General features: G+C 71.6%; 22 protein-coding genes and 1 pseudogene. 7 read left to right on the plus strand and 16 right to left on the minus strand.

Annotated elements, in window-relative coordinates:
- The first annotated feature begins 46 nt into the window (after positions 1–46).
- From ACQPWZ_RS08700 to ACQPWZ_RS08710, 3 genes are all read left to right on the plus strand, one after another.
- Entirely contained in the window at positions 47–1,270 is a 1,224-nt protein-coding gene (locus ACQPWZ_RS08700; protein WP_340477790.1) for an MFS transporter, read from the plus strand.
- A 104-nt stretch (positions 1,271–1,374) separates the two neighbouring features.
- Positions 1,375–2,277 carry a pseudouridine-5'-phosphate glycosidase gene (locus ACQPWZ_RS08705; RefSeq protein WP_433571035.1) on the plus strand — a complete coding sequence of 301 codons (903 nt, stop codon included), beginning with the start codon at positions 1,375–1,377 and terminating at the stop codon, positions 2,275–2,277.
- Positions 2,278–2,312: 35 nt separating this feature from the next.
- On the plus strand, positions 2,313–3,227 hold the full coding sequence (locus ACQPWZ_RS08710) for a carbohydrate kinase family protein (RefSeq protein ID WP_433571036.1): 915 nt from the start codon (positions 2,313–2,315) through the stop codon (positions 3,225–3,227).
- Here ACQPWZ_RS08710 and ACQPWZ_RS08715 read toward each other — a convergent pair.
- The 3 genes from ACQPWZ_RS08715 to ACQPWZ_RS08725 all read right to left on the minus strand — a co-directional run bounded on the left by ACQPWZ_RS08715 (position 3,200) and on the right by ACQPWZ_RS08725 (position 6,193).
- Positions 3,200–3,838, minus strand: a complete 639-nt coding sequence (locus ACQPWZ_RS08715; protein ID WP_433571037.1) for a uridine kinase — start codon at positions 3,836–3,838, stop codon at positions 3,200–3,202. The two genes, ACQPWZ_RS08710 and ACQPWZ_RS08715, sit on opposite strands and share 28 nt — an antisense overlap.
- Before the next feature lie 525 nt (positions 3,839–4,363).
- On the minus strand, positions 4,364–5,095 hold the full coding sequence (locus ACQPWZ_RS08720; RefSeq protein WP_340472493.1) for a hypothetical protein: 732 nt from the start codon (positions 5,093–5,095) through the stop codon (positions 4,364–4,366).
- A gap of 138 nt (positions 5,096–5,233) precedes the next feature.
- The gene (locus tag ACQPWZ_RS08725) at positions 5,234–6,193 is read right to left on the minus strand and encodes a D-2-hydroxyacid dehydrogenase family protein (RefSeq protein ID WP_433571038.1); all 960 of its coding nucleotides are present in this window, start codon (positions 6,191–6,193) and stop codon (positions 5,234–5,236) included.
- 35 nt (positions 6,194–6,228) lie between these two features.
- Here ACQPWZ_RS08725 and ACQPWZ_RS08730 point away from each other — a divergent pair.
- Positions 6,229–6,886 (plus strand): annotated as a pseudogene (locus ACQPWZ_RS08730) (DUF2293 domain-containing protein).
- 19 nt (positions 6,887–6,905) lie between these two features.
- Here ACQPWZ_RS08730 and ACQPWZ_RS08735 read toward each other — a convergent pair.
- A complete protein-coding gene (locus ACQPWZ_RS08735; RefSeq protein ID WP_433571039.1) occupies positions 6,906–7,550 on the minus strand; it encodes a chaplin in 645 nt (214 codons plus the stop codon).
- A gap of 170 nt (positions 7,551–7,720) precedes the next feature.
- A complete protein-coding gene (locus ACQPWZ_RS08740; protein WP_383236814.1) occupies positions 7,721–9,058 on the minus strand; it encodes an amidohydrolase in 1,338 nt (445 codons plus the stop codon).
- Between the two features lie 197 nt (positions 9,059–9,255).
- Here ACQPWZ_RS08740 and ACQPWZ_RS08745 point away from each other — a divergent pair, with 197 nt between their 5' ends.
- On the plus strand, positions 9,256–9,777 hold the full coding sequence (locus ACQPWZ_RS08745) for a DUF3574 domain-containing protein (protein WP_433571040.1): 522 nt from the start codon (positions 9,256–9,258) through the stop codon (positions 9,775–9,777).
- 83 nt (positions 9,778–9,860) lie between these two features.
- Here ACQPWZ_RS08745 and ACQPWZ_RS08750 read toward each other — a convergent pair whose 3' ends face one another.
- Entirely contained in the window at positions 9,861–11,045 is a 1,185-nt protein-coding gene (locus tag ACQPWZ_RS08750) for a cytochrome P450 family protein (protein ID WP_433571041.1), read from the minus strand.
- Between the two features lie 346 nt (positions 11,046–11,391).
- Here ACQPWZ_RS08750 and helR point away from each other — a divergent pair, with 346 nt between their 5' ends.
- The gene (gene helR / locus ACQPWZ_RS08755; protein WP_433571042.1) at positions 11,392–13,530 is read left to right on the plus strand and encodes an RNA polymerase recycling motor ATPase HelR; all 2,139 of its coding nucleotides are present in this window, start codon (positions 11,392–11,394) and stop codon (positions 13,528–13,530) included.
- Positions 13,531–13,639: 109 nt separating this feature from the next.
- Here the strand turns inward: helR and ACQPWZ_RS08760 are convergent, their stop codons facing one another.
- The 5 genes from ACQPWZ_RS08760 to ACQPWZ_RS08780 all read right to left on the minus strand — a co-directional run bounded on the left by ACQPWZ_RS08760 (position 13,640) and on the right by ACQPWZ_RS08780 (position 20,788).
- Positions 13,640–14,911 carry an SWIM zinc finger family protein gene (locus ACQPWZ_RS08760; protein WP_433571043.1) on the minus strand — a complete coding sequence of 424 codons (1,272 nt, stop codon included), beginning with the start codon at positions 14,909–14,911 and terminating at the stop codon, positions 13,640–13,642.
- A complete protein-coding gene (locus ACQPWZ_RS08765) occupies positions 14,908–17,826 on the minus strand; it encodes an SNF2-related protein (protein ID WP_433571044.1) in 2,919 nt (972 codons plus the stop codon). The genes ACQPWZ_RS08760 and ACQPWZ_RS08765 overlap by 4 nt, the downstream gene beginning before the upstream one ends.
- A 125-nt stretch (positions 17,827–17,951) precedes the next feature.
- Positions 17,952–19,058 (minus strand): SPFH domain-containing protein, encoded by a 1,107-nt coding sequence (locus ACQPWZ_RS08770; RefSeq protein WP_433571045.1) that lies wholly within the window; start codon positions 19,056–19,058, stop codon positions 17,952–17,954.
- 228 nt (positions 19,059–19,286) lie between these two features.
- A complete protein-coding gene (locus tag ACQPWZ_RS08775; protein WP_433571046.1) occupies positions 19,287–19,736 on the minus strand; it encodes a DoxX family protein in 450 nt (149 codons plus the stop codon).
- 137 nt (positions 19,737–19,873) lie between these two features.
- Positions 19,874–20,788 carry an acyltransferase domain-containing protein gene (locus tag ACQPWZ_RS08780; protein WP_433571047.1) on the minus strand — a complete coding sequence of 305 codons (915 nt, stop codon included), beginning with the start codon at positions 20,786–20,788 and terminating at the stop codon, positions 19,874–19,876.
- 293 nt (positions 20,789–21,081) lie between these two features.
- On the opposite strand from ACQPWZ_RS08780, the gene ACQPWZ_RS08785 reads away from it, so the two are divergent.
- Positions 21,082–21,339, plus strand: a complete 258-nt coding sequence (locus ACQPWZ_RS08785; protein ID WP_433573789.1) for a DUF6343 family protein — start codon at positions 21,082–21,084, stop codon at positions 21,337–21,339.
- 26 nt (positions 21,340–21,365) lie between these two features.
- Here the strand turns inward: ACQPWZ_RS08785 and ACQPWZ_RS08790 are convergent, their stop codons facing one another.
- From ACQPWZ_RS08790 to rpsA, 5 genes are all read right to left on the minus strand, one after another.
- A complete protein-coding gene (locus ACQPWZ_RS08790; RefSeq protein WP_327684823.1) occupies positions 21,366–21,734 on the minus strand; it encodes a tetratricopeptide repeat protein in 369 nt (122 codons plus the stop codon).
- Between the two features lie 127 nt (positions 21,735–21,861).
- A complete protein-coding gene (locus ACQPWZ_RS08795) occupies positions 21,862–22,233 on the minus strand; it encodes a hypothetical protein (RefSeq protein ID WP_433571048.1) in 372 nt (123 codons plus the stop codon).
- A gap of 134 nt (positions 22,234–22,367) precedes the next feature.
- Complete coding sequence (gene coaE / locus ACQPWZ_RS08800; RefSeq protein ID WP_433571049.1) at positions 22,368–22,976, minus strand: dephospho-CoA kinase; 609 nt, start codon at positions 22,974–22,976, stop codon at positions 22,368–22,370.
- A gap of 106 nt (positions 22,977–23,082) precedes the next feature.
- Complete coding sequence (locus tag ACQPWZ_RS08805; protein WP_340472509.1) at positions 23,083–24,021, minus strand: PAC2 family protein; 939 nt, start codon at positions 24,019–24,021, stop codon at positions 23,083–23,085.
- Between the two features lie 271 nt (positions 24,022–24,292).
- Positions 24,293–25,798 (minus strand): 30S ribosomal protein S1, encoded by a 1,506-nt coding sequence (gene rpsA / locus ACQPWZ_RS08810; RefSeq protein ID WP_340472510.1) that lies wholly within the window; start codon positions 25,796–25,798, stop codon positions 24,293–24,295.
- Positions 25,799–26,132 lie beyond the last annotated feature (334 nt).

Genomic DNA, 26,132 nt, shown 5'->3' on the forward strand with positions numbered 1-26,132 from the left:
CGTACGCGTCGTGACCTCGCTCGACAAGGCTCCGGCCGTCGCCCCGATGTCAGAGACCGAGCTGGCGGCTGTGCGGCGGCGTATCACCGCCGTGCTCGTCGCCAGTCAGATCCTCGGCGGGCTCGGAGTCGCCACCGGCATCGCGCTCGCCGTCGTGCTGGCGCAGCAGGTGAGCGGCACCGAGGCGCTGGCCGGGCTCGCGCCGACCGCGACCGTCGCAGGGACGGCGCTGATGTCCGTGCCGCTGGCCGCGCTGATGACGGCCAGGGGACGGCGGCCGGGGCTGGTCCTCGCGTATCTGATCGGCGCTCTCGGCGCGGGAGTCGTCGTGCTCGGCGCCGTCATGGACAACTTCGTGGTGCTGCTGGTGGGCATGGCCGCGTTCGGCGCCTCCTCGTCGGCCAATCTCCAGGCGCGGTTCGCCGCCGCGGATCTGGCCGTGCCCGAGCGGCGTGGCCGGGCCATCTCGAATGTGGTGTGGGCGACCACGATCGGTGCGGTCCTCGGCCCCAACATCGCGGCGCCCGCGGGGCGTAGCGTCGCCGGTGCCGGCATACCGGCCACGGCCGGTCCGTTCGTCTGGGCCGCCGGGGTGTTCCTGATATCGGCCGTCATGGTCCTGGTGCTGCTGCGGCCCGACCCGCTGCTGACCGCCCGTGCGCTGTCGCCCGCCGACCGGTCCCCCGAGGGCCGCTCCCTGCGTGCCGGGGTGCAGGCCGTGCGCGACTCCCCCATGGCCCGGCTCGCGCTGGTGACCGTCGCGCTCTCGCACACGGCCATGGTGTCGATCATGTCGATGACACCCGTGGCGCTCAGCCACCACGGCGCCGGCATAGAACTGATCGGGCTCGTCATCAGCGGCCATATCGCGGGCATGTACGCGTTCTCGCCGGTGATGGGCTGGCTGGCGGACCGGGTCGGCCGGCTCGCGGTGATCGGACTCGCCGTCGGACTGATGTCGGTGGCCGCGCTGCTCGCCGGCACAGCGGGGGCGAGCCACGTCCAGACCGCCGTGGGGCTCTTCCTGCTGGGACTCGGCTGGTCGGCGGGCGTGGTCTCCGGTTCTGCGCTGCTGACCGACTCGGTGCCGCAGCCGGCCCGGGCCGCCGCCCAGGGCCTCTCCGACCTGGCGATGAGCGCCACCGCCGGGCTCGGCGGCGCGGCGGCCGGCCTGATCGTCGCCCAGGCGAGCTACGGCTGGCTGAACCTGGTCGGAGCCTGTCTGCTGCTCCCGATGGCGGCCCTGACGATCCGCAGGTCGATCCGCTGACGCACCCGGGCCCGGGACTTCCGGTCGGGGTCCCGTCCATGGCTCCAGGTCCGGGACGAGGGCTCCGGGGTTTGGGCGGCCCGCCGCTGTGCCAGGGATGGGACATGCAGCTCACCGAGATGACCGATGAAGTACGGGAAGCACTCGCCGCCCACCGGCCCGTCGTGGCCCTGGAGTCGACGATCATCGCGCACGGGCTGCCGCGTCCGCGCAATCTGGCCGTCGCCGAGGAGCTGGAAGGGCTCGTACGGGCCGAGGGGGCCGTCCCCGCCACGATCGCCGTCCTGGACGGACGGGTCCACATCGGCCTGGACAAGCGGCAGTTGGACCGCATCGCCGGAGACGACGACGTGCGCAAGCTCGGGCACCGGGACCTCGCACCGGCGCTGGCCTCGGGAGCCTCGGGAGCGACGACGGTGTCGGCGACGGCCTTTCTGGCCGCGCGGGCCGGTATCCGGGTCTTCGCGACGGGCGGGCTCGGCGGGGTGCACCGCGAGTGGACGCACTCCCAGGACGAGTCCGCGGATCTGCGGGTGCTGGCCCAGACGCCGATCGCGGTGGTGTGCGCGGGCGTGAAGTCGGTGCTCGACGTTCCCGCGACGCTGCAACGGCTGGAGACCCTGGGAGTCGGGATCCTCGGATACGGGACGGATCGTTTCCCCGGCTTCTATCTCACCTCCTCCGGGGAGCCGGTCGACTGGACGGTCCACTCCCCCGGTGAGGTCGCCGAGGTGATCCGCGCCCGGGAAGCGCTCGGCGGGCCGGAGTCGGCGCTGATCGTCGCCCATCCGGTCGCGGAGTCGGACCAGCTGGATCCGGCGCTGCACGACCGCGTGCTCCGCGAGGCGCTGGACGAGTGCACGGAGCGGGGCATCGTGGGTCAGGCGGTGACACCGTTCCTGCTGGAGTTCCTGATGCAGCGGACGGAAGGCGCGTCGCTGGAGGCCAACATCGCGGCGGTGCGCGGGAATGTGCGGCTGGCGGCGCGGATCGCGGCGGCCCTGTGAGGGCGGAGCTTCCCGCTCCGTTCGAAGGGGGAGCCGTGCCCGCGGGCGCGCTGCTCGTCATCGGGGATGTCGTCACCGATGTCGTCGCACGTCATACGGCTGCGCTCACCCATGGCACGGACACGGCGGCCGAGATCCTCATCCTGCCCGGCGGCGCCGGAGCGAACGTGGCCTGCTGGGCAGCGCGCCGGGGCTGCGCCGACGTACGTCTCCTCGGCCGGGTCGGCCGCGCGGAGGCCGGCTGGCACGAGGAACGGCTGCGGTCCGCCGGGGTCCGCCCGCTGCTCGTCCCCGACGACGGGGCGCCGACCGCCACAGTCATCGCGCTGGTCGACGCGAGCGCGGAGCGGACGTTCCTCACCGACAGCGGCGCGGTGCTGCGCATCTCACCCGCCGACTGGTGGCCGTCGCTGCTGGACGGCGTCGGGCATCTGCACATCTCCGGCTATCTGCTCTTCGCCGAGGTCAGCCGAGAGCTCGCGCGTCTCGCCATGGCCTCGGCGCGTGCCCGGGGCGTCCCGGTGAGCCTGGACCCGGCCTCGGCGGGCTTCATCCGTGGTGCCGGCGCACCGGAGGTGCTGGCGGAACTCGACGACGTGGACGTCCTCGTCCCCAATACGGACGAGGCGTGCCTTCTCACCGGTCTGACCGATCCGGCGGACGCGGCGGCACGGCTCAGCCGCCGGGTTCCGCTGACCGTCGTCACTCTGGGCGCCGGGGGCGCGCTGGTGGCCGAGTCCGGTGCGGTCACGGCCCGCGTTCCGGCGCCCCGGGCCACTGCGGTCGACTCGACGGGCGCGGGCGACGCCTTCACGGGGGCGTTCCTGGCGGCGCGGCTCGCCGGGGCGGACCCGGCGAGTGCGGCGGCCGAGGGCTGCCGGGCCGGCGCGGAGGCGGTGACGCTGATCGGCGGCCGGCCGGCTCAGCCCGTCCCGCCCCACGCGGGATGACGCGGGTCGTCGACACGGACCAGCACATCGGCGGCCCCGGCGGGCCCCACCTCGTCCTCGTACCGCTGGAAGGCGGGCAGGGTCCACTGTTCGCTCTCCGGTGTCCGCCTCCGCAGCGCACCGGGCGACAGCTGGAGGTGGACGGTCAGGTCGAACGGGAACCAGTGGCCGAGCAGAAAGGGACCATGCAGCAACAGCACTCCCCCGGGCGGGAGTCGGACACGCGGACTGCGGGTCGCCCGGTCGGTCGCCGGGTCCCACAGATCGGGCAGGACGAGCCCGCTGCCCCCGGCCTCCAGCGGCCCGAAGACCTCCCGCCACAGGGCGCCGGTGTCGAACCAGCCGCTGTAGTACGAGTCGGGGTCCTGGCGCCCGTACTCCAGGCGCAGCGACGCGGGTCGCAGGAAGCCCTGGGTCCCGACGACGAGAGCGCTCCGGCCGCGCAGCCGCAGCGCGTCCTCGACGCGCCGGGCGAACTCCCCGCCGGGCGCCCCGCCGGCGCCGTCCACGGCGACGCGCAGCCACGGGCTGCCGTCCTCGGCCTTGACCGCGGTGACCGTGTCCGCCACGGCCTCGGTCAGCCGCTCCCAGGTGATCGCTTCGAGTCGCACGGGTCCCATGATGCGGCGGACACGGTGGCGATGCCCGAAGGAGGGGGTGCGCTGCCCGACTGTGGGCGGTGGCGGTGCCCGACCGGAGGGCGGTGGCGGTGCCCGACGTACGCGGGTCGGGCCGAAAAAGGAGCGGGCCCGGAGGCGTAGCCGGCCCCCGAGCCCTGTGATGCCGCCCATGTGGCACGCCGGCACACTTGAGGACCCCGGTCAGTCATGATGTCGTCGCGTCCTGCCTTTGGACCACCGCACATCGAGCTGTGCGGGCCGGACTTGAACCGGCATCTCGGCGTACTGGGCCCGGGCCCGGTCGATCCGGCGATCGGCGGCGAATACTGAATCTGGAGCAATAGTCTGAGATTGACGGCGGCTGCCTCTGCCAGGCTTGGGCTACCGCGGCGCGTGACATGCCGCGGGGAGGATTCGAACCTCCACTGGAACCGCCTCGTTCACGACAAACTTCAGTTTCAGCTTGCGCTCCTCGCGCACCCCGCCCGCTCAGCAGCGGACGGGGAGTCTTGAAGGCTACCCGAACAGGTAGCCGAACACCGCGTCACCCACGCGCTCGTCGGTGACCTCCGCGCCGTTGGCCTCCTCGCGCGCGAACTTCACGGCCTGCTGCAACTTCTCGACGCGCTCCAGCAGTTCGTTCACCCGCCGGGCCGGCAGAGCGCCGGAGAACTTCACCGTCGTCCAGTAACCGACCGGGATGTCCTCGTAGTACACCTCGACCTGGGCCGGGTGCTTCTCGGTCGCCTCGGCCTTCACATGGTTGCGGGGAACCTTCTTGGTCCGCAGCGTGCGGACTGCCTCGGTCTTCCACGCGTCCGTCGACGGGTCCTGCGTCCATGACTCCGACGCGTCCAGCACCGGCAGCTTGCGCACGAAGGTGTTGATGTCCGTCAGCTGCTTCTCCAGGAACAGGAGGTACGCCACCGGCACATCGCTCACCAACGCCCGCCCGTCCACCGTCACATCGGCGCGCGCGGTGCAGTTCGCCCAGTCCTTGGTGGCGGTCACGTCGAACAGCCGCGTCAGCGTCTTCGCCGTGTCGCGCAGCACGTCCTCGGCCTTGACCTGGACCCGCGTCGACTCGGGAGGAAGCTGCTCGCCCTCTTCGTCCTTGGGCTGGTACGTACGCGAGATGCCGGCGAGCAACGCGGGCTTCTGGAGCCCGTGGTGGGCAGCCGTCAGGTCCTGGTGCGTCTTGGACTTGACGCCCTTCTCCACTGCGATGATCTGATTGAGTTTCGCCACGTCGATCACGTTACCAAGACCCTCCGACGCGCTCGAACCCTTATTCGGAGCCACCGGGAGCAGGCACTTACCGGGCGGAGCGCTCCGAGCAGGCACGCGAAACGCTCTCGGAGTTCATCGGCGCGACGGCGCCGGGTGTCAGGTGAGCCGGCGCACCGGGCTGCCCGCGAGATACGCCGCGATGTCCTCGACCGCCTGGTTGAAGTAGCCCTCGTAGTTGCGCCGGGTGACATAGCCGAGGTGCGGCAGGCCGAGGAAGTTCGGTGCGTCACGCAGCGGATCGTCGGCCGGCAGCGGCTCGGCCGCGAACACGTCCGATCCCGCTCCGGCGATCCAGCCCTCGTGCAGCGCCCGCACCAGCGCGGACTGGTCGACGATCGCCGCGCGTGAGGTGTTGACGAGATACGCCGTGGTCCGCATGCGCCGCAGCTCGCTCTCCCCGATCAGCCCGCGGGTGCGGTCGCCGAGCTGGAGATGGACGGAGACGAAGTCGCCTGCTTCGAGGAGTTCGTCGAGCGAGGCCGCGCGGACGACGCCGTGCTCCGCGGCCCGTTCGTCGGTGAGATTCTCGCTCCAGGCCATGACGTCCATGCCGAAGGCCTGTCCCACGCGGGCGACCTTGACGCCGATCTTTCCCAGCCCGAGGAGGGCGAGCCGGCGGCCGTGCAGGTCGGCGCCGACGGTCGACTGCCAGGGCCCGTTGCCGCGCAGGGCCACGTTCTCCTCGACGACATGGCGGGCGAGACCGAGGATCAGCGCCCAGGTGAGTTCGGCGGGAGGCTCGGAGCTGCTGGCGGTGCCGCAGACGGTGACGCCGTGCCGGGCGGCTGCTTCCAGGTCGATGGACGCGTTGCGCATGCCGGAGGTGATCAGCAGCCGCAGCCGGGGCAGGCGGGCGAACAACGAGGCGGTGAAAGGGGTCCGTTCGCGCATCGCGACGAGGATCTCGCAGTCGCCGACGGCCTGAGCGACCTCGTCCTCGGTGGCCAGATGGCGGGCGTGGGAACGGACCTCGACGTCGCCCGCGACGGCCGACCAGTCGGCCAGGGAGAGCGCGACCGTCTGGTAGTCGTCGAGCACGGCACAGTGCAGCGTCATGGGAGCGGAGCGTACCCGGTGGGTACGGTGCGGACATGGACGTGGTGGTGATCGAACCACGGAAGGGACGGCACTGTGCGGAGTGCCGTCAGGGGCCGCTGACCATGCACATCCGGGAGTTCAACGCGCCGCTCTGCCTGGTCTGCGCGGATCTCGCGCACCTGGTCTACCTGCCGCGGGGATCCGCGGCACTCACCCGCCGCGCCCGCGAGGCGAGTTCGCTCTCCGCGGTCGTGGTCCGCTTCAACCGCCGTCGCAGACGGTACGAGCGGCAGGGCCTGCTCGTCGAGGAAGCGGCACTGGCCCGTGCCGAGTCGGCCTGCCTCGCGGACGCGGAGGCCCGGGCACGCCGCCGGGAGCGGGACGCGGCCCGCCGTGCCGGCGAGGACGTACGCTTCACGGCCGAACTGGCCGCCGAGATCCTGCGGTTGTTCCCCCGCTGTCCGCCCGCCCGCGCGCAGGACATCGCCAGACACTCCGCGGCACGCGGCAGCGGCCGGGTGGGCCGCACCGCCGCGGGCCGGTCCCTGGAGACAGGCGCGGTGACGGCCGCGGTGCGGGCCTCCGTACGGCATCGACACCGGGTACGACGCGTTGCTGACCGCCGGAACCGCCCGCAAGGAGGCACGGGCACGGGTGTCCGCCGCGATCGAGACGGTGCTGGCGTCCTGGCGGCAGCCCCCCGGCCGGTAGGCGTCGGAGCGGGGTGGTCTCAGGCCCCGCCGCGGCGTGCGCGCCGGTAGAGCATCGCGCCGCCGAGCAGCAGCGCGGCGCTCGTGGGCACCGCGTAGCCGATCGGTCCGGAGCCGGTCTGCGCGAGCTCGACGTCCGTCTCGGGTACCGGTGCGGCGGCGCGTTCGACCGGCTTGGGCGGGGCGGGCCTGGGCGGGGTGACGGGGCGCGGCTGGGCGGGCGGCTGCCCGGGGTTGTTGGACGAGGAGTTGCCCACGGAGGCGTTGCCGATACCCACCACGTTCACGGAGTTCCCGGTGACGTTGACCGGCACATCGACCGGAAGCTGAATGCCGTTGCCGGACAGGACGCCCGGGGAATCCTTTCTGCCGCCCTCGGCGGTGGCTCCCTTCGAGCCGTGTCCGGCGTGCCGGCCGTCGTCCTGCGAGGTGTTCTCGCAGGAGTTGCCGACGGCCGGGTTGAGCAGCCCGACGACGTTGATCGTGTTGCCGCACACATTGACCGGGACGTGCACCGGAAGCTGCACCGTGTTGCCGGCCAGCACACCGGGCGAACCGGCCGCGGCACCGTCCGCCCCGGCGTCGGCGTGCGCGTGTCCCGTCAGCGCGAGCGCGCCACCCGTGAGCATCACGGTGGCCAGACCCTTTCGGTGAAGGTGCCTCATGGTTCCCTGCCTTCCGGAGAAGTTCGCGGGCAGTCGCCCGCACCGGGAACAACGACGCCCTGACGCCATTCGGGTTACGTCGCCCATGCCATTCACTCCATCGAGTGGGCGGCATTTCGAACTGGGCGGGGTAAGCGGTATCGCTGTCTCTGCCGTGCCTGACACCTCACCTAGCCGTCGTAGTCCTGGATCCGCTTGCCCTTTCGCCGCTCGGTCAACGCGGGCAGTTCCGCGTTCAGTTCGGCGACGATCTCCGGCACGTCGAGGGTGAGCAGCCGGCGGTCCCGCATGAGGATCCGGCCGTCGACGACCGTGGTGGTGACGTCGGCGGAGCGCGCGGAATGCACCAGGGCCGCGGCCACATCGTGCAACGGCTGGGTGTGCGGCCCGCTGAGGTCGACGAGGATCACATCCGCCCGGCGACCGGGTGCCAGCGAGCCGATCTCGTCCCCGAGCCCGACGGCCCGGGCGCTCTGTGTGGTGGCGTGGCCGAGTGCCTGCCGGGAGGTGAGCCAGGCGGGGTCGTTCTCCGCCGACTTCTGCACGAGGGCGGTCAGCGCCATGCTCTCCCACACGTCCAGGGTGTTGTTCGACGCGGCCCCGTCCGTCGCGAGTCCGACGGCGACACCGGCGGCCACCAGACCGCGGACGGGCGTGGTGTCCCATGCGAACTTGAGGTACCCCTTCGGCGCGCTGGCGACCCCGATGCGTCCCGTGCCCTCCCGCAGGACGTCCAGGTCCTTCGTGGTGATCCCGGTCCCGTGAGCGATGAGAACGTCCACGTCGAGCAGCCCCGTGCGCTGGAGCACACCGATGGGCGTACGGCCGTACCGCTCCAGGCTGTTGTCGGTCTGTGCCCGGTTCTCGGCGGCGTGGAGGTGGACGAGCAGCCCGTGCCGGCGTGCGAGAGCGGCGGTGGCCACGAGATCGTCGTCGTCCACGGTGTACGGCGCGTGCGGCGCGAGCGAGGTGGTGATCCGGCCGTCCGCCGCGCCCCGCATCCGCAGCGCGAAGTCCAGGGAGCGCTCGCGTCCTTCGGCACCCTGGCTGGAGAAGAAGGCCAAGCCGAGATTGGCCCGCAGTCCGCTGTCGGCCACCGCGGCCGCCACCCGGTCCATCGAGAAGTAGTGATCGGCGAAGGTGGTCACCCCGCCGCGGATCATCTCGGCGCACGCCAGCCTCGCGCCGAGTTCGACGACGCGGTCGGTGAGGTTGGACTCGATCGGCCAGATCCAGTCGTTGAACCACTCCTCGACGGGCATGTCCTCGGCGATCCCCCGCAGGGCGACCATGGGTGAGTGGGTGTGGCAGTTGATCAGGCCGGGCATCGCCAGCTGCCCGCGCCCGTCGATCCGCTCCACGGCCTCGATCGAGGCGGCCTCGCGCGTGGAGGTGACGGCGTCGATCACTCCCCCGCGCACCACCACGGCGGCGTCCTCCGCGAAGTGGATCTGCCCGCTGTCGTCGTGCACCAGGGCGGTGCACCCGTCGATGACAAGATCAACCATCCGGTTCTCCCTCCGGCTTCCGGCCTCCGGCCGCTGACCTCTGTGCCCGGGAGGCGCCTTCCAAACGGCAGGCGTCCCCGTGCGGGTGGTGTCCGGCCGACCTGCGCGGCCTGCCGGGCACACCGGCACGGACCTTGCCACAGTGAGGGCGCGCCCGGCAGACCGCCGTGCGGACGCCGGACGGAAGGATCCACCCAGTGCCCACCCCGAAGCAGCGCTCACTGCTGGCCGCCGCCGGTGCCGTCACCGCCGTGCTGACCCTGGCGGCACCCTCCGCCACCGCAGCGCTCGACGGCCCGGAGCCGAAGGCGGCGGCGGTGACGGCAGTACCGGGCACGGTGACGGAGGTACCCGCCGCGGCGACGGAGGTACCGGCCGCGGCGGCCGGGAGTGCCTACGTCGAGACCCGGCTCTTCTTCGGCACGGAGCGTCCCGACGGCGGGCCCGATGTCACCGACGAACAGTTCATGGCCTTCGTCGACCGCAGCGTCACCCCGGGCTTCCCGGACGGCCTGACCGTCCAGGACGGCCGCGGGCAGTGGCGTGATGCCAACGGCACCATCGAGAAGGAGCGTTCGTACGAGCTGACCCTGCTGTACCCGGCGTCGCAGGCCCGTGCCCGCGGGCCACTGATCGAGCGGATCCGCGAGGCGTACCGGGCCGCGTACGGACAGGAGTCGGTGGCCCGCCTCGACGAGCCGACCCTCGCCGACTTCTGAACCCGCCCCCGGAAGGCCTTCCCGCATAACCCTCAGAGCCCTCAGAGCCCGCAGAACCCTCCGCATCAGAAACCTCGGAACCCTCAGAAGCGGACGGGCAGTGCGATGAGCCCCCGGGCACGGGGGGACGGCCGCCGGCGCAGCTCGCTCTCGGCGGTGTCGAGCGCCAGCCGGGGGAAACGCTCCAGCAGCGCGCTGAGCGCGACGCCGGTTTCGAGGCGGGCGAGCGGTGCTCCGAGGCAGTAGTGGATGCCGTGGCCGAGCGCGAGATGCCCCGCGGTGTCACGGCTCAGGTCGAGCCGGTCCGGCTCCGGGAAGCGGGCGGGGTCGCGGTCGGCGGACGCCAGCGACAGCAGTACGGTCTCGCCCGCCGGAACGGTCACCCCGCCGATGGTCACCTCCTCGACCGGGAAGCGGCGGATGGCCAGCAGCGCCGGGCCGTCGTACCGGGCGAGTTCCTCGACGGCGGGGCCGATCCGCGTCGGATCGGCCCGCAGCGCCGCGAGTTGGGCAGGGTGCCGGAGCAGGGCGAGTGTCGCGTTGCCGATCAGCTGGACGGTGTTCTCGTAGCCGGCGAAGAGGATGAGAAAGGCGAGCGACATCAACTCGTCCTCGCTGAGCCGGTCTTCACCCGCCTCCCGTACGGCGATCAGCGCGGAGAGCAGGTCGTCCGCCGGTTCGGCGCGCTTGTGGGCGAGCAGTTCGTGGAAGAAGCCGAGCATGCTGCCGATGGCTTCTTTGGCCCGGCCGGGCTGTGCGGGGTCGGGGGCCACCAGGGCGTCGGTCCAGTCGCGGAAGTCGCGGCGGGAGTGCGGCGGGACTCCGAGGAGTTCGCAGATGACGGCGATCGGCAGCGGAGCGGCGTAGGCGGCGACCAGGTCCGCCCGGCCGTGCGGGGCGACGGCGTCGAGCAGGTCGTCGGCGATGCGCCGGACCGGGGTGCGCAGTTCCTCGATCCGGCGCGCGGTGAACGCCTGGGTCACGAAGCGCCGGATGCGTGTGTGGTCCGGCGGATCCATGTTGAGCAGGTTCGCGTCCAGGGCGGGCGGCAGGGCGAAGCCCCGGTAACTGCCGGGCAGGGCATGCCGCTTGTCGAGGGAGAGCCGGGGATCGGCGAGTGCCTGCCGTACGTCCTCGTAGCGCGTGACGATCCAGGCGGGCGAGCCGTCGGGCCCGGTGATCCGTTGTACGGGGGCGGTCTCCCGCAGGCGGGCGTAGACGGCGTAGGGGTCGGTCAGCAGCTCGCTCGCCGGATCGTCCATGGTCATGACGCCAGCCTAGACAAGGCGTTCTGACGGATCGTCGGGGGTTGCGGGCCGTACTCCTGCCGCGTGTGGGGCAGGACGTACCCGGGATGCGTCGCGAGACGTACGGTCGGCAGGGTCCGGCGTGACACCGCAGGGGCGCGCTGCTCGGACCACCGCTCGGACCACTGCTCGGACGGTCATGAGCCGTCCGTCGACGTGTCCGTCGCCGAAGATGACGGAAGGCAAGGAGTACACCCACTCCTTGCCACTCTTAACTTATAGCGCACCGGGGGGCTTGCGGCAAGGCCCCCGTCGTACCGCAGAATCGTCCGCCGATGCCAGATCCTGCGGAAATGGGTGCCACTGAATGCGTAGTGCGTTCGACCTTCCTGACCGTCTCTCCTCCAAGAACGACCCGGCGCTGATCTCGGACGACGAGCAGCACTTCGCGGCCATCGCGCGGTGCCTCGACGAGTCGATCGCCGAGCTGTCCGACCGGCTCGACGCGGAGCGCCGGACACCCGGCGGCATCGGCCGGCAGGCCATGGACCGGGACATCGAGGTGCACCGCCTGACCGCACGCCTCCGCGCGCTGCGCCGCTTCGGCCTGGACCTGTGCCTCGGGCACATGGTCACCGAGGACGGCGATGAGCCCCTGTACGTCGGACGGCTCGGCCTCACCGACAGCGAGGGCCGCCGTCTGCTGCTCGACTGGCGCTCCCCCGCCGCCGAACCCTTCTTCGGAGCCACCCACGCGAACCCGATGGGTCTGGCGAGCCGCCGCCGGTACCGCTGGACCCGCGGCCGGATCAGCGACTACTGGGACGAGGTGTTCACCCCGGACGGGTTCGTCGGGCACGCCGCCCTGGACGACCAGTCCGCCTTCATCGCGAGCCTCGGCAGCAACCGGTCGACGCGTATGCGGGACGTGCTCGGCACCATCCAGGCCGACCAGGACGCCATCATCCGCGCAGGCTCCCGCGGCGCTCTCGTCGTCGACGGCGGTCCGGGGACGGGAAAGACCGTCGTCGCGCTCCACCGCTCCGCCTACCTCCTCTACTCCGATCCTCGTCTCGGTCACCGCCGCGGCGGCGTCCTGTTCGTCGGTCCGCACCAGCCCTATCTGGGGTATGTCGCCGACGTGCTCCCCAGCCTCGGCGAGGAGGGCGTGCAGACCTGCACCCTGCGGGACCTCGTCACCGAGGGCGCCACGGCGGCGGCCGAGGCCGATCCGGAGGTGGCCCGTCTCAAGTCGTCCGCGAACCTGGTGAAGGCGATCGAGTCGGCCGTCAGGTTCTACGAGGAGCCGCCCACGACGGGGATGACCGTCACGACCCACTGGTCCGACATCCGGCTGAGCGCCGACGACTGGGCATCCGCGTTCGAGTCGGCGCCCGGTACTCCGCACAACGAGGCGCGCGACCAGATCTGGGAGGAACTGGTCACAATCCTGGTGGACAACCACGACGGCGACGCCCCCGACGACCTGCTCCGCAAGTCGCTGCGGCAGAACCGGGAGCTGCTGACGGCCTTCGACCGCGCGTGGCCGCTGCTCGAAGCGGCCGACCTCGTCGGGGACCTGTGGTCGGTGCCCGCCTATCTGCGGATGTGCGCTCCCTGGCTCGACCGCGACGAGGTGCGCACGCTCCAGCGCGAGGACGCCCAGGCCTGGACGGTGTCCGACCTGCCGCTCCTGGACGCGGCCCGGCAGCGGCTCGGCGACCCGGAGACGGCACGGCGCACACGCCGGCACGAGGCCGCCGTCGCCGCCGAACGAGAGCGCCGGGCCGACGTCATCGACATCCTGCTGCGGGACACCGAGATCGACGAGAGCCAGGGCGCGATGGGGATGCTGCACGGGAAGGATCTCCAGGACACCCTGATCGACGAGAGCGGACTGCCGGGCGCCGAACCGGACCTGCTCGCCGGCCCGTTCGCGCACGTCGTCGTCGACGAGGCCCAAGAACTCACCGACGCGGAGTGGCAGATGCTGCTGCTCCGGTGCCCGTCCCGGAGCTTCACCATCGTCGGCGACCGCGCCCAGGCCCGGCACGGCTTCACCGAGTCGTGGCAGGAACGGCTCGAACGGATCGGGCTCGACCGGATCACCCAGGCCTCCCTGAGCATCAACTACCGGACGCCGGAAGAGATCATGACGGAGGCCGAGCCGGTCATCCGGGCCGCTCTGCCGGACGCCAATGTGCCGACCTCCATCCGCAGCAGCGGCGTCCCCGTCCTGCACGGATCGGCTGCGGATCTGAACGCGGTCCTCGACACCTGGCTCGCCGCCCATGACGACGGAATCGCCTGCGTCATCGGCGATCCCACGTTCCGGGCGACGTCCCGCGTCCGGTCGCTGACCCCGGAGCTGTCGAAGGGCCTCGAGTTCGACCTGGTCGTCCTCGTCGACCCGGAGGCGTACGGCCGGGGCATCGAGGGGGCGGTCGACCGCTATGTCGCGATGACCCGGGCGACGCAGCAGCTCGTGATCCTCACGAGCTCCTGACACGGGTCCGCCCGTACGCCCCCATGCCGTACGCCCCGGGCCGGTCAGCGAGCCGGTCCGGCCGGCGCGGGTCCGTCAACCGGGCCGCCCCGTACGGCACCGGCGGCCGTCATCTGCCCAGCAGGGCGGTGAGCGCGCCCACCGGGTCGGCGTCGGGCGTGCCGCGGGGCCACCAGTCCTCGCGGTCCGTGTCGGACTCGTAGCCGTACCAGAGGCCGTCGCGGCCGAAGCGCAGCTGGAGCGAGCTCGTCGAGAGGTGATTGCGCCAGGGACGGAAGTGCGGGAAGTCGGCGGCGGCGAGCGCGGGCCGGGCGCGGTCGAAGGGACCGGCGGGCGGGTCCCACGGTTTCTCCAGCACATCGAGGGCCGCCCGGCCGCCCTGCCTCCAGGCGGCCACCGCCCGTGCCAGATCGATGGGCGTACGACCGGTGGCGGCGGCGAGGTCCCGGTACAGCGCGCGGGTGGACGCGGTCAGCCCCGAGCCCGGGTGAGCGGCGGCCAGCCGGATCGCGTCCTGCCAGATGGTGAGTCCGGCGATGGGGTCGGTGCCGGTGGCGAGGATCGTGTGCGCCCGGGCGGCAGCCTCGGTGGCGAGCAGATCGAGGGCGAGCGAGTCGAGCCCGCGCCCGGCTGCGCCGGGTCCTTCGGGGTACGCCGGCGGACGCCCCGGATGGAGGGGCACGGGGAACGGCGGCGGCAGGACCGGGAGCGTACGAGCCGCGACGGCTTCGCGGGCCGGGACCGTCGGCACGGGTGCGGCCGTCGCGGCGGTGCTCCGCTCGGCGGCGGACCGGGTGGCGTTGCGGTGCGCGAGGGCGGCGAGGATCTCCCTCTCGCCCAGGCCGCGCATGAGGAACAGGACGAAGGGGTCCTCGTCGAGCAGCCGTGCCGTCTGGTAGCAGAGCGCGGCGGCGTGCTTGCAGGGGTAACCGTCGTCCGGGCAGGAGCAGTCGGGGATCAGATCGCCCGGCGTCGGCAGCAGGTCCGCCACCTCCGCCAGCGCGTGCGGAACATCCTTGTCGAGCAGGGCCGCGATGTGGTCGGGCCGGGAGGCCGCGGCCGCGAGGAAGTCGTCCCAGTCGTCGTCGGTGAGCGTCCGCAGACGGATCTCCGTGCGGTACGGGCGGGGTCTGCTGCCGTGGACGTACGCCATGACACGGCCGGGGGTCACCGTGATCGCGTCGACGTGGCCGCGGCTCGCATACGCCCGGCCCCTGACCAGCCTGGCCCGGTCCAGGGCGGTGTCCTCCAGCGCGTCCACCCAGGCGTTCCCCCACCAGCTTGCGGCGAAGTCCTCACCCGTCAGGGGCTGGAGCGCGGGGAATGTGCGCCGGCGGTCGTCGTGGCGGGCGGGTCCCGTGGAGCGGTTGCGCGGGGTCATGAGGGCCTCCGCAGGGAGACGAGGTCGGCCAGCTCCCGGTCGGTCAGCTCGGTCAGGGCGGCCTCGCCCGAGCCGAGGACCGCGTCCGCCAGGGCCCGTTTGGCGGCGAGCATGTCGGCGATCCTGTCCTCCACGGTGCCTTCCGCGATCAGCCGGTGGACCTGGACCGGCTGGGTCTGGCCGATGCGGTAGGCCCGGTCGGTCGCCTGCTCCTCGACCGCCGGGTTCCACCAGCGGTCGTAGTGGATGACATGGCCGGCGCGCGTCAGGTTCAGTCCGGTGCCGGCCGCCTTCAGCGACAGGATGAACACGGGTGCGCCGCCGGACTGGAAGCGGTCCACCATGCGCTCGCGCTCCGCCACCGGCGTCCCTCCGTGAAGGAGCTGGGTCGGGATCGCCCGCGCGGCGAGATGGTCGGCGAGCAGCCGGGCCATCGCGACGTACTGCGTGAAGACCAGCACCGAGCCGTCCTCGGACAGGATCGTCTCCAACAGCTCGTCCAGCAGGGCGAGTTTGCCGGAGCGGCCGGCCAGCCGCACGGCGCCCGCGCCCGGCGCGCCGCCGCGCCGCACGTGGTCGCCCGGGGCGCCGCGCTGCTCCTTGGGTGCGCGTTCCTTGAGGAACTGCGCCGGGTGGTTGCAGATCTGTTTGAGGTCGGTGAGGAGCTTCATCACCAGACCGCGGCGCGCGATGCCCTCGGCGCCCTCGATCGCGGCCATCGTCTCCCGGACGACCGCTTCGTACAGCGACGCCTGCTCGCGGGTGAGCGCCACGGGGTGGTCGGACTCGGTCTTGGGCGGCAGTTCGGGCACGATGCCGGGATCGGACTTCTTGCGCCGCAGCAGGAAGGGCCGCACCAGCCGCGAGAGCCGCTCGACGGCTTCCTCGTCCTCGCCGTGCTCGACGATGCGCGCGTGCCGGGAGCGGAACGCCTTGAGTGGGCCGAGGAGTCCGGGCGTCGTCCAGTCCAGCAGCGCCCACAGCTCCGAGAGGTTGTTCTCCACCGGGGTGCCGGTCAGCGCGACCCTGGCGGGTGACGGGATGGTGCGCAGGGCTTTCGCCGTGGCGGAGAAGGGGTTCTTGACGTGCTGGGCCTCGTCGGCGACCACCATGCCCCAGGTGTGTCCGGCCAGGTGTTCCGCGCTGCTGCGCATCGTGCCGTAGGTCGTGAGGACGAAGCCGCCGCCGGATTCCGGGAGGGTCCGGTCTGCGCCGTGGAAGCGGCGGACCGGCACGCCGGGGGCGAACCGGGCGATCTCCCGCTGCCAGTTCCCGAGGAGCGATGCGGGGCAGACCACGAGCGTCGGGGCGGAACGCTCACGCCGCAGATGGAGCGCGATCAGCGTGACCGTCTTGCCGAGGCCCATGTCGTCGGCGAGGCAGCCGCCGAGACCGAGCGAGGTCATCAGGTCCAGCCAGGCCAGACCGCGCAGTTGGTAGTCGCGCAGGGTGGCGGTGAGTCCCTCGGGGGGCGGGACCGGTGCGGCGCCGGCCGTGAGCCGGTCACGCAGGGCCGCCAGGGCGCCGGTGGGCACCGCCTCCACCGTCTCGCCGTCGACGTCCGCGGTGCCGGTCAGTGCCACGGCCAGCGCATCGACGGGCTGGAGCAGCCCCAGTTCCCGCTTCCGCGCCTTGCGCACCAGGTCCGGGTCGACCACGACGAACTGGTCCCGCAGCCGCACGACCGGGCGGTGCGACTCGGCCAGCGCGTCCATCTCCTTCTCGGTCAGCGGATCGCCGTCGAGGGCCAACTGCCAGTTGAACGCGAGCAGTTCCTCACTGTCGAAGAAGGGGGTGCCGTCCGTCGCCGAACCCGGCGCGGGCCGTACGACGGCGGCGGCCGACAGGGAGCGCACGAGGTCCCGAGGCCAGTGGACGGCGACGCCCGCGGCGGCGAGCCGTGCCGCACCCGGTCCGAGCAGGTCGTACAACTCGCTCTCGGCGAGCGGCAGCACGTCCGGGACGTCCCGCTCCAGCAGTCCGGCGAGCGGCGGCCAGACCCGGGCGGCACGGCGCAGCGCGAGCACCGCGTCGATCCGGGCACGGGGGCCGAAGTGCTGGTCGCCGTCGCCCGCCCACAGCCGGGCCGCGCCGATGACGAGCGTCGGGTCGGCAAGGCTGTGCACCTGCACGAGAGCCGCGCCCGCACTGCGCTCGGCGTCCTCCTGCGCGTCCGCGATGTCGAAGAGTTCGAAGGCCGACAGGTCCAGCCGCAGGGACACCCGCACACCGGCGTCCATGCCCGCCGCTGCCTCCGCGGCCCATTCCCGCGCCCCCGGCAGATGCTGGGGCTCCTCGGCCGCGAACGGCGCTCCCGCCGCGAAGGCCGCGGCGGGGGAACGGGGAAAGGCGTCGGCCACCGCGTCGAAGAAGGCCCGCACCAGGGTCTCCGGTTCGGGCAGATCCACGGGCTGCGGGCCGGGCACGGGGACGGCGTGTGCCTCGTACGGCATGGCGGCGGCGATGGCGCGCAGCTGGGCGATGTCGTCCGCGTCCAGCGGCCCCGCGCGCCAGGCGTCGTGCTCGGTCGGGGTCAGCCCCGGCAGCAGCCGGCCGCGCGCCACCAGATGCAGGGCGTGCAGCGCGGCCGCACCCCAGCAGGCGGTGGCGGGATGCGCACCGGGACGATGGCGAGCCTGCGCCAGCAGCGGTACGGCCTCGGCGACGGACAGCAGCACGGCGGGCACGGTACGCACCGCCACGCGCCCGTCCGGGAGGTCCGGGCCGTGCGGGACGTCAGGACGAGGCCCGGGTCCGGGGCCCGGTCCGGGGCCGACGACGGTGATCTCGGCGGCCGCGTCACGCAGCCGGTCGCCGTCCGGGTCCCAGAAGGCGACCCGGCCCTCGCGCGGGAGCGCTGCCGGAAGGAACACGGCGGCACAGCCGTGCAACGCAGGCGTCGTCTCGGACGTCATCGGGTCACCTCCCACCCGTCGGTCGTGCAGTGGAGTACTGGATCTACGACCTTACGGGCGGGGTCTGACAATGACTGCCGACGGCGGTGCAGGTCCGCAGGGCCGGACAGGTCCGGCCGCGGCGATCAGGCAGCCGGCGGCAGCGGACGTACGGAGGGCGGGCCCTCGGCGTTCTGCGTGACGCCGTCCGGCTCGCTGCCTGCCGCGTCCCCGGCGGTCGGGTCGGCGGATGACTCCCCCGGCCCGGGCTCCGGTACCGCCTGGGGTCCGGCCTCCGGAGCGGCAGGCGATTCCGGCTCCGGTTCGGACACCCGCACCGGCTCCGACTCCGGCTCCGGCTCCGGCTCCGGCTCCGGCTCGGACACCGTCTCCACTGCCGCGCCCTCCACCGCCGGTCCCGGCGCCGGTGGAGCCACCGTCTGTTGACCCGGTTCGGGCTGTGCCGCAGCGCTCGTCTGGGCCACCGGCGCCGGCTGCTGGGCGCGTTCGAGGAAGCGCAGCAGTTCCACCGGGAAGGGCAGCACCAGCGTGGAGTTCTTCTCCGCGGCGACCGCCACCACGGTCTGGAGCAGCCGCAGTTGCAGCGCCGCCGGCTGCTTCGACATCTCGCCCGCCGCCTCGGCGAGCTTCTTCGAGGCCTGGAGCTCCGCGTCCGCGTTGATCACCCGCGCGCGGCGCTCACGATCGGCCTCCGCCTGCCGCGCCATCGACCGCTTCATCGCCTCGGGCAGCGACACGTCCTTGATCTCCACCCGGTCGATCTGCACACCCCAGCCCATCGCCGGGCTGTCGATCATCAGCTCCAGCCCCTGGTTCAGCTTCTCCCGGTTCGACAGAAGGTCGTCGAGATCGCTCTTGCCGATGATCGAGCGCAGCGATGTCTGCGCCATCTGCGAGACCGCGAACCGGTAGTCCTCGACCTGCACCACCGCGTCGGACGGGTCGATCACCTTGAAGTAGATCACCGCGTCGACCCGGACCGTCACATTGTCCCGGGTGATGCCGTCCTGCGAGGGCACCGGCATCGTCACGATCTGCATATTGACCTTACGGAGCCGGTCGACTCCGGGAATGATCATGGTGAATCCCGGACCACGCTCGATTCCACGAAGACGGCCGAGACGGAAGACCACACCCCGCTCGTACTGCTTGACCACCCGCGCGGCGGCCACCGTGTACACCACGGCTGCCGACGCGACCGACACGCCCGCAATCACCAGCTCCTCGACCATCAGGGCACCCCCTACCGTCCGAGCCGGATGTCCACTACCACGGTATGCCCGAAATGCTCCGCCGGTCGAGCGTCAGGCACCTCCTCCGCCACACACCGGCGGACGCCCCGGTACGGCACGCACGCCGACGCAGGCCCCGGAACGCAGGAGGACCGCACCCTCGGCGGGTACGGCCCTTCCTGACTGCGGTGGAGATCTAGACCGGCGGAGCGCGGACGCCCGGCGCCGTCAGATGCGCTTGCGGATCAGCGCGACCAGCTCCGCCGTGTTGTGGCGGCGCGCCCAGGCGATGCCGGCGAAGACGAAGAACAGGATGACGGGGGTGATCGCGTACCGACCGTCGAACACGGTCACCTGGGTGATGAACGCGCCGATCATCAGGCCCATGAACGCCATGGCGGACACCCCGGACAGGATGGGGATGACCAGGGCGATCGCGCCGGCCAGTTCCAGGCCGCCCGTGACGTACATGAACCAGTCGCCGAACCCGATCTTGTCGAAGGACTCCGCCGCGGAGGAGTGACCGACGAGCTTGGGGCCCGCGCTCGGGACGGCCATGAAGAGGGCGAGGACGATCTGGAGCGTGAGCGTGGCGATGTTCGCGCGGCGGCTCAGTCGCGTTCCGTTCGCGGTGCCGGCGGCGGTGTTCGTGGTGGTGGCAGCGGTCGTCGCGGACATGATGGTCTCCTCCGGTACAGGCTCTGCGGTGCTTTCGGGAGGTAGACCGGGCAGGCCCCGCGAACTCATCGCTCGCGGGGCCCTCTTTTCAGATCTGTTCAGATTTCTTCAACTCGCGGCCGGAACGCGCCCCTTGCTCACAGCTCGAACCAGCCGTGTCCGCCGTACCAGTGGCGGCCCGCCCGCAGATGATCGCCGATCGCACGCTCCAGCGTGGTGCGGCGGGGCAGATCGGCGGCCGCCAGGTCGGGATCGCCGAACACGAAGCCGACCGGCCCGCTGTCGTCGGCCTCCTTCTCCTCGTACGCCGTCCGGAAGCGGTCCTGGAAGCGCCGGATGTGCGAGTCCTGCGGCAGGCAGTCGGCGAGCTGCGGATCGAGCAGCCACGAGTGGCAGTCGGCGACCCGGTACGTCTCCTCGGGGAAGTGCCGCGGAAAGAAGTCCCTGGCGAGAGCGAGCGAGCGGTCGCAGGCCGCGGGCGTGAGCGGCCCGAGGAAGTCGGGGATGTGCAGGCCGAGAACCGGGTCACCGGGTCCGAGGGGCAGTCCGGCCGCGCGCACCGCCTCACCGGTACGCCGGCCGAGCCGGCTGCGTTCGAACTGCAGCCGCCCCAACTGGTAGAGCTCACCGCGGAAGTGCAGCCCGAGCCAGCCCGGTATCGGCAGCCCCCCGATGCCGTGCCTCCTGCGGTGGATGGCCATCTGGCGGCCGAGGTCGGCGAGGGTGTGCCGGGAGACGGCCTCCGGGACGGAGCGTTTGCGGTGATAGGCCCGGATGTACGGCAGGGTCGCGACGAACACGTAAACGGGAAAGCAACGGCCGAGCGGGCCGGAGTCCTCGGGCCGTGGCAACTCTCCGCCACCGTCGAACCTCCCCATGCCGTCGACCATGTCCCGGACACCCGCCTCCAGCATCCGCCACAGGCCGGGGTCGCTCGTCATACGGCCGCGCAGGGCGAGCAGTTCGTTGATGTCCTCGTGCGGGACGGCCAGGTCCAGCAGTTCGCCCGCCAGCTCCTCCGCCGCCGGCAGTTCCACCAGAGCGCCTGTCACCGGCGACTCCTCCCCCTCTGGTCGGTCGTGCGCACGGGCCCGGGCGACCCCGGATCCGCACCTTTCAGGACGTCCGCACGCCTCGTGACGTCCGCAGGTCCCGGAACGTCCGTACGTCCCGGAACGTCCGTACGTCTCGGGACGTCCGCACGTCTCGGGACGTCAGTGCCTCTCCTGCTGCAGGTGCCCCTCAGGAGGTCCGTATGTCCCAGGATGCGGGCAGCCGGACGGCCCTCGCCGTCGTATCCGGCGGATCGCCGTGGGTGCATGCTGGAAGGGGAGAGGGGATGGCTATGCGTACCGGGAGTGAACCGACGACTGCGCGCAGTCCCCTGCGGATGCGGCTCTGGCTGAGTGTGTGGGGCCTGCTCTGGACGGCCGGCGGGACGGTCGCTTTCGCTCTCGCCTCCCGCCCCGGCTGGGCGGCGGCGTGCGGAGCACTGCTGGTGATCGTGATGGTGGATCTGGTCCTGGTCGTACGCCACATCCGTCAGGGCCCGCACTACCAGCCGGGCCGCGACGTCCCCCCGTACGAACCGGACCGCGGCTGACCGCCGCGGAGTCGACAGGCGGACGGTCACGCGTCCGCGTCGAAGCGGGCCGCCCGCAGATACTCCGGCTTCGGGTCCAGCGCCGCGGCCAGGCGGAAGTGGCGCATGGCCTGTTCGGGGCGGCCGGCACGCTCGAAGGTGCGGGCCAGGGCGAAGTGGGCGAAGGCGTTGTCCGGTTCGCGCTCCAGGACCAGCTCGAACTCGAGCTCGGCAGGGCGCAGTTGGGCGGCGGCGAAGAAGGCGCGGGCGCGCAGCAGGCGGGCCGCCGTGTTCTCGGGGTGGGCTGCGATCACCGAGTCCAGCAGCTTCAGGGCTCCACGCGGATCCCTGGCGGCGAGCAACTGCTCAGCCGCCCGGTAGTCGATGACGTGCGTCTCCGGGTTGCTTTCGGGCACGGTCGCATCCTTCCCCTCGCTGCATGGTTCCAACACGGGACCCGGTAGCCGTATTCCGATCGGATGCCCGGGAGGCGGCGCGCTCCCGGCCGCGAACGGCCGCGGCGGACCGCGCGGACCGCAGCACTCAGAGACCGGAGACCGCGAGCACCAGCCCGATCACCATGAGCAACAGGCCCGCGATCACGAACCCCTTGTCGACACCCGTCCGCCGATGTCCGTCGACCACCACATCGCGCGGATCACGGGCGTCGTAGGAGACTCCGACGGATGTCCCCACGGTCAGTTCGGCCACGGGCGAGACGATCTCCATCACCCGGCCGTCCTGGGTCTCGAACTCCAGGGCCGGCCGTTCTGCACCCCGGGGCGGCGGCTTCACCAGTGCCATGACGAGGTGGCCGTCGCCGGTGATCCGGCGGGTCTGCCGCAGGCCGTGACCGCCGGCGAGGGCGGCAACCAGCCCGCCCAGCACGGTGACCGTGGCGAAAACGATGTGCACCGCCTCGATGCTACTGGCGGCGCCGCACATCCGGTGCGGCATTGACGCATGCCTGACGGGTGCGTGCGTGCGGGCCCCGTCAGGGCCTCCCCGGCAGAGCACAGAGGGATGGAGGACTCCCCGGCTGCCGGCGCCTACCTGGTGTCCGCCGCGGCCCGGCGGGTCAGTTCCGTCCAGACCTCACGGACCTGCGGTTCCAGATTCTCCAGCGGCCCGTCGTTGTCGACGACCAGATCGGCGATGGCGCGGCGCTGCTCACGGGTGGCCTGTGCCGACATCCGCGCCCGCGCCTCGGACTCGGCCATCCCGCGCAGCCTGACCAGCCGGTCCAGCTGCGTCTCGGGTGCCGCGTCCACGACGATCACCAGGTCGTAGAGCGGGGCGAGTTCGTTCTCGGTGAGCAGCGGTACGTCGTGGATGACCACCGCGTCCGCTCCGGCCGCCTTCTCCAGCTCCTGGGAGCGCGCTCCGACCAGGGGGTGCACGATCGCGTTGAGCGTCGCCAGCCGCTCGGGGTCGGCGAAGACGATGGACCCGAGCGCGGGCCGGTCCAGTGTTCCGTCGGCGATCAGGATCCCGGGGCCGAAGGCCTCCACGACGGCTGCCAGCCCGGGCGTGCCGGGTTCGACGACCTCGCGGGCGATCTTGTCGGCGTCGATGAGGACCGCGCCGTACGAGGCGAGGAGACGGGAGACTTCGCTCTTGCCGGCGCCGATTCCGCCGGTCAGGCCCACCTTCAGCATGAGCCGCAGCTTAGACCCCGCCTCGTACGCACCACGTCGGCACCTCTGTCCTCGGGCGGCGCCTCGTCCGCGCCGCCCCGGTGCCGGTACGACTCCCCATGTCCGTCTACGCGTCGCCCTCGCGCTCCGCGAGGAAGCGCTCGAACTCGAGGCCGATCTCGTCGGCGGACGGCAGATCCACCGTCTCCGCGACCAGGCTGCCCCGCGTCTCCGCGCCCGCCATGGCGTCGAACTGGTGCTCAAGCCCCTGGACCAGGGTGACCAGTTCCTCGTCGCCCTCGCCGATCTGGCGCTCGATCTCGTTCTGCGTGCGGTGGGCCTCGGTGCGCAGCGTGTGCGCGATGCCGGGCAGCACCAGACCGGTGGCGGCCGTGATGGCTTCCAGCGCGGTGAGCGCGGCATCCGGGTAGGACGAGCGCGCCACGTAGTGCGGGACGTGTGCGGCGACGCCGAGGACGTCGTGACCGGCTTCCATCAGCCGGTACTCGACCAGCGCCTCCGCGCTGCCGGGGACCTGCGCCTCGTCGAAGGGGCTGCGGTGGCCCGGCATGAGGTCCGTGCGGTTGCCGTGCGGGGTCAGACCGACGGGACGGGTGTGCGGGACGCCCATCGGGATGCCGTGGAAGTTGACCGCGAGACGCACGCCGAGACGCTCGACGATCTGCTCCACGGCGGCCGCGAAGCGTTCCCACTCGACGTCGGGCTCGGGGCCCGAGAGCAGGAGGAAGGGTGCGCCGGTGGCGTCCTGGACGAGCCGCACCTCGATGCTGGGCGTCTCGTAGCCGGACCAGCGGTCGCGCTTGAACGTCAGCAGCGGGCGCCGGGCCCGGTAGTCCACCAGCCTGTCGTGGTCAAACCGCGCCACCACCTGGTGGGGCAGCGTTTCGAGCAGGGTCTCGACGATCTGGTCGCCGGTCTCACCCGCGTCGATGTATCCGTCGAAGTGGTACAGCATGACCAGGCCTGCGGACTCCTGCGCGAGCGCCATGTCGACGACCGCGAGGCCCTTCGGCTCCCATTCGTACAAACCCTGCGGATCAACCACGATTACCGCTCCTCCTCGTGTTCTCTTTCAAGAACACGGCGTGACTCTCGGGCATTCCCCCGGCACAGAACGAACACCGCCGGACCGGGCCCCAGTTCGGGGCATCCCATGATCGTTCCAGGTCCGGACCTTGACATGCCGCCGGCCCGGCAGCACCCCTGGAACAGCACCCGACTCCGCTCCGCCCGACAAACCCCCACACACAACGAGCAAGGCCCGCCCCCCGAAGGGAGCGGGCCTTGCTGTCAGCTGTCAGTCAGCCGGCAGAGCGTCAGCTCTGGCCGCCGGCCAGCTTCTCGCGGAGGGCGGCAAGCGCCTCGTCCGACGCCAGGGCGCCGGAGTTGTCGTCCGACTCCGAGGAGTACGAACCGCCACCACTGCCACCGGCGGGCGCAGCGGCCGGAGCGGCGGTGCCACCCTCGGCAGCGGCGGCCTCGTCGGCCTCGCGGGACTTGATGACCTGGGCCTGGTGCTGCTCGAAGCGCTGCTGCGCCTCGGCGTACTGGCCCTCCCACGCCTCGCGCTGGGTCTCGAAGCCCTCGAGCCAGTCGTTGGTCTCGGGGTCGAAGCCCTCGGGGTAGATGTAGTTGCCCTGGTCGTCGTAGGACGCGGCCATGCCGTACAGGGTCGGGTCGAACTCGACCGAGGCCGGGTCGGCACCGAAGGACTCGTTGGCCTGCTTCAGCGAGAGGCTGATGCGGCGGCGCTCGAGGTCGATGTCGATGACCTTGACGAAGATCTCGTCGTTGACCTGGACGACCTGCTCCGGGATCTCCACGTGGCGCTCGGCCAGCTCGGAGATGTGGACCAGACCCTCGATGCCCTCGTCGACGCGCACGAACGCACCGAAGGGAACGAGCTTGGTGACCTTACCGGGAACAACCTGCCCGATCTGGTGCGTACGGGCGAACTGCTGCCACGGGTCTTCCTGCGTCGCCTTGAGCGACAGGGAGACGCGCTCGCGGTCCATGTCGACGTCGAGAACCTCGACGGTGACTTCCTGGCCGACCTCGACAACCTCGGAGGGGTGGTCGATGTGCTTCCAGGAGAGCTCGGAGACGTGAACCAGACCGTCGACGCCACCCAGGTCCACGAAGGCACCGAAGTTGACGATCGAGGAGACGACGCCGGAACGGACCTGACCCTTCTGGAGGGTCGTGAGGAAGGTCTGGCGAACCTCGGACTGAGTCTGCTCCAGCCAGGCACGGCGGGACAGGACCACGTTGTTGCGGTTCTTGTCCAGCTCGATGATCTTGGCCTCGAGCTCCTTGCCCACGTAGGGCTGGAGGTCGCGAACACGGCGCATCTCGACCAGGGAGGCCGGGAGGAAGCCGCGGAGGCCGATGTCGAGGATGAGACCACCCTTGACGACCTCGATGACGGTACCGGTGACGATGCCGTCCTCTTCCTTGATCTTCTCGATGGTGCCCCACGCCCGCTCGTACTGGGCGCGCTTCTTCGAGAGGATCAGGCGGCCTTCCTTGTCCTCCTTCTGGAGAACAAGGGCCTCGATCTCGTCGCCGACCTTGACGACCTCGTTGGGGTCGACGTCGTGCTTGATCGAGAGCTCGCGGCTCGGGATGACACCTTCGGTCTTGTAACCGATGTCGAGCAGGACCTCGTCCCGGTCGACCTTCACGATGACGCCGTCGACGATGTCGCCGTCGTTGAAGTACTTGATCGTTTCGTCGATCGCGGCGAGGAAGGCTTCCTCGTTACCGATGTCGTTGACCGCTACCTGCGGGGTGGTTGCGGTGGTCTCGGTGCTGCTCGTCATGTGGGAAAAGGCTCCGGTGCGGACATTGAAGTCGTAGGTACTGCTACGCCGAGAACCCGTATCGCAGCTGTAGAAGCCGGACAGCCTAGGAAGCGCCGACCCGGGTGGCCGTTCCGAAGAACACGCCTCGGGGGCGCCTCGTGAACCGAGGGGACATACATACAGATGCGAGCGCGACCTGCTCCGTCTGAGGCGCGCAGGCCCGCAGCGCAACTTGTAGCATACGGGGGCAGCCGGAGGCGGTCAATGCGCGAAGGCGCCCACCCGGGGCGGATCGCCCCAATCCCGGCACAACTAATGTTTGCGGAGGCCACAACGGCCGCCCTGTGCCGCG

Origin of the sequence: Streptomyces sp. CA-251247, assembly GCF_050952975.1 — a bacterium.
In the GTDB taxonomy this organism is placed as follows: domain Bacteria; phylum Actinomycetota; class Actinomycetes; order Streptomycetales; family Streptomycetaceae; genus Streptomyces; species Streptomyces achmelvichensis.

Excerpts from the sequence above, each read along its gene's own strand:
- ACQPWZ_RS08770 (WP_433571045.1), bottom strand. The coding sequence starts at position 19,058 with ATGGTCGAGGAGCTGGTGATTGCGGGCGTGTCGGTCGCGTCGGCAGCC.
- ACQPWZ_RS08765 (WP_433571044.1), bottom strand. The coding sequence starts at position 17,826 with ATGACGTCCGAGACGACGCCTGCGTTGCACGGCTGTGCCGCCGTGTTC.
- ACQPWZ_RS08775 (WP_433571046.1), bottom strand. The coding sequence starts at position 19,736 with ATGTCCGCGACGACCGCTGCCACCACCACGAACACCGCCGCCGGCACC.
- coaE (WP_433571049.1), bottom strand. The coding sequence starts at position 22,976 with ATGCTGAAGGTGGGCCTGACCGGCGGAATCGGCGCCGGCAAGAGCGAA.
- ACQPWZ_RS08735 (WP_433571039.1), bottom strand. The coding sequence starts at position 7,550 with ATGAGGCACCTTCACCGAAAGGGTCTGGCCACCGTGATGCTCACGGGT.
- ACQPWZ_RS08705 (WP_433571035.1), top strand. The coding sequence starts at position 1,375 with ATGCAGCTCACCGAGATGACCGATGAAGTACGGGAAGCACTCGCCGCC.
- ACQPWZ_RS08750 (WP_433571041.1), bottom strand. The coding sequence starts at position 11,045 with ATGACCATGGACGATCCGGCGAGCGAGCTGCTGACCGACCCCTACGCC.
- helR (WP_433571042.1), top strand. The coding sequence starts at position 11,392 with ATGCGTAGTGCGTTCGACCTTCCTGACCGTCTCTCCTCCAAGAACGAC.
- ACQPWZ_RS08760 (WP_433571043.1), bottom strand. The coding sequence starts at position 14,911 with ATGACCCCGCGCAACCGCTCCACGGGACCCGCCCGCCACGACGACCGC.
- ACQPWZ_RS08740 (WP_383236814.1), bottom strand. The coding sequence starts at position 9,058 with ATGGTTGATCTTGTCATCGACGGGTGCACCGCCCTGGTGCACGACGAC.
- rpsA (WP_340472510.1), bottom strand. The coding sequence starts at position 25,798 with ATGACGAGCAGCACCGAGACCACCGCAACCACCCCGCAGGTAGCGGTC.
- ACQPWZ_RS08700 (WP_340477790.1), top strand. The coding sequence starts at position 47 with ATGTCAGAGACCGAGCTGGCGGCTGTGCGGCGGCGTATCACCGCCGTG.
- ACQPWZ_RS08725 (WP_433571038.1), bottom strand. The coding sequence starts at position 6,193 with ATGACGCTGCACTGTGCCGTGCTCGACGACTACCAGACGGTCGCGCTC.
- ACQPWZ_RS08785 (WP_433573789.1), top strand. The coding sequence starts at position 21,082 with ATGCGTACCGGGAGTGAACCGACGACTGCGCGCAGTCCCCTGCGGATG.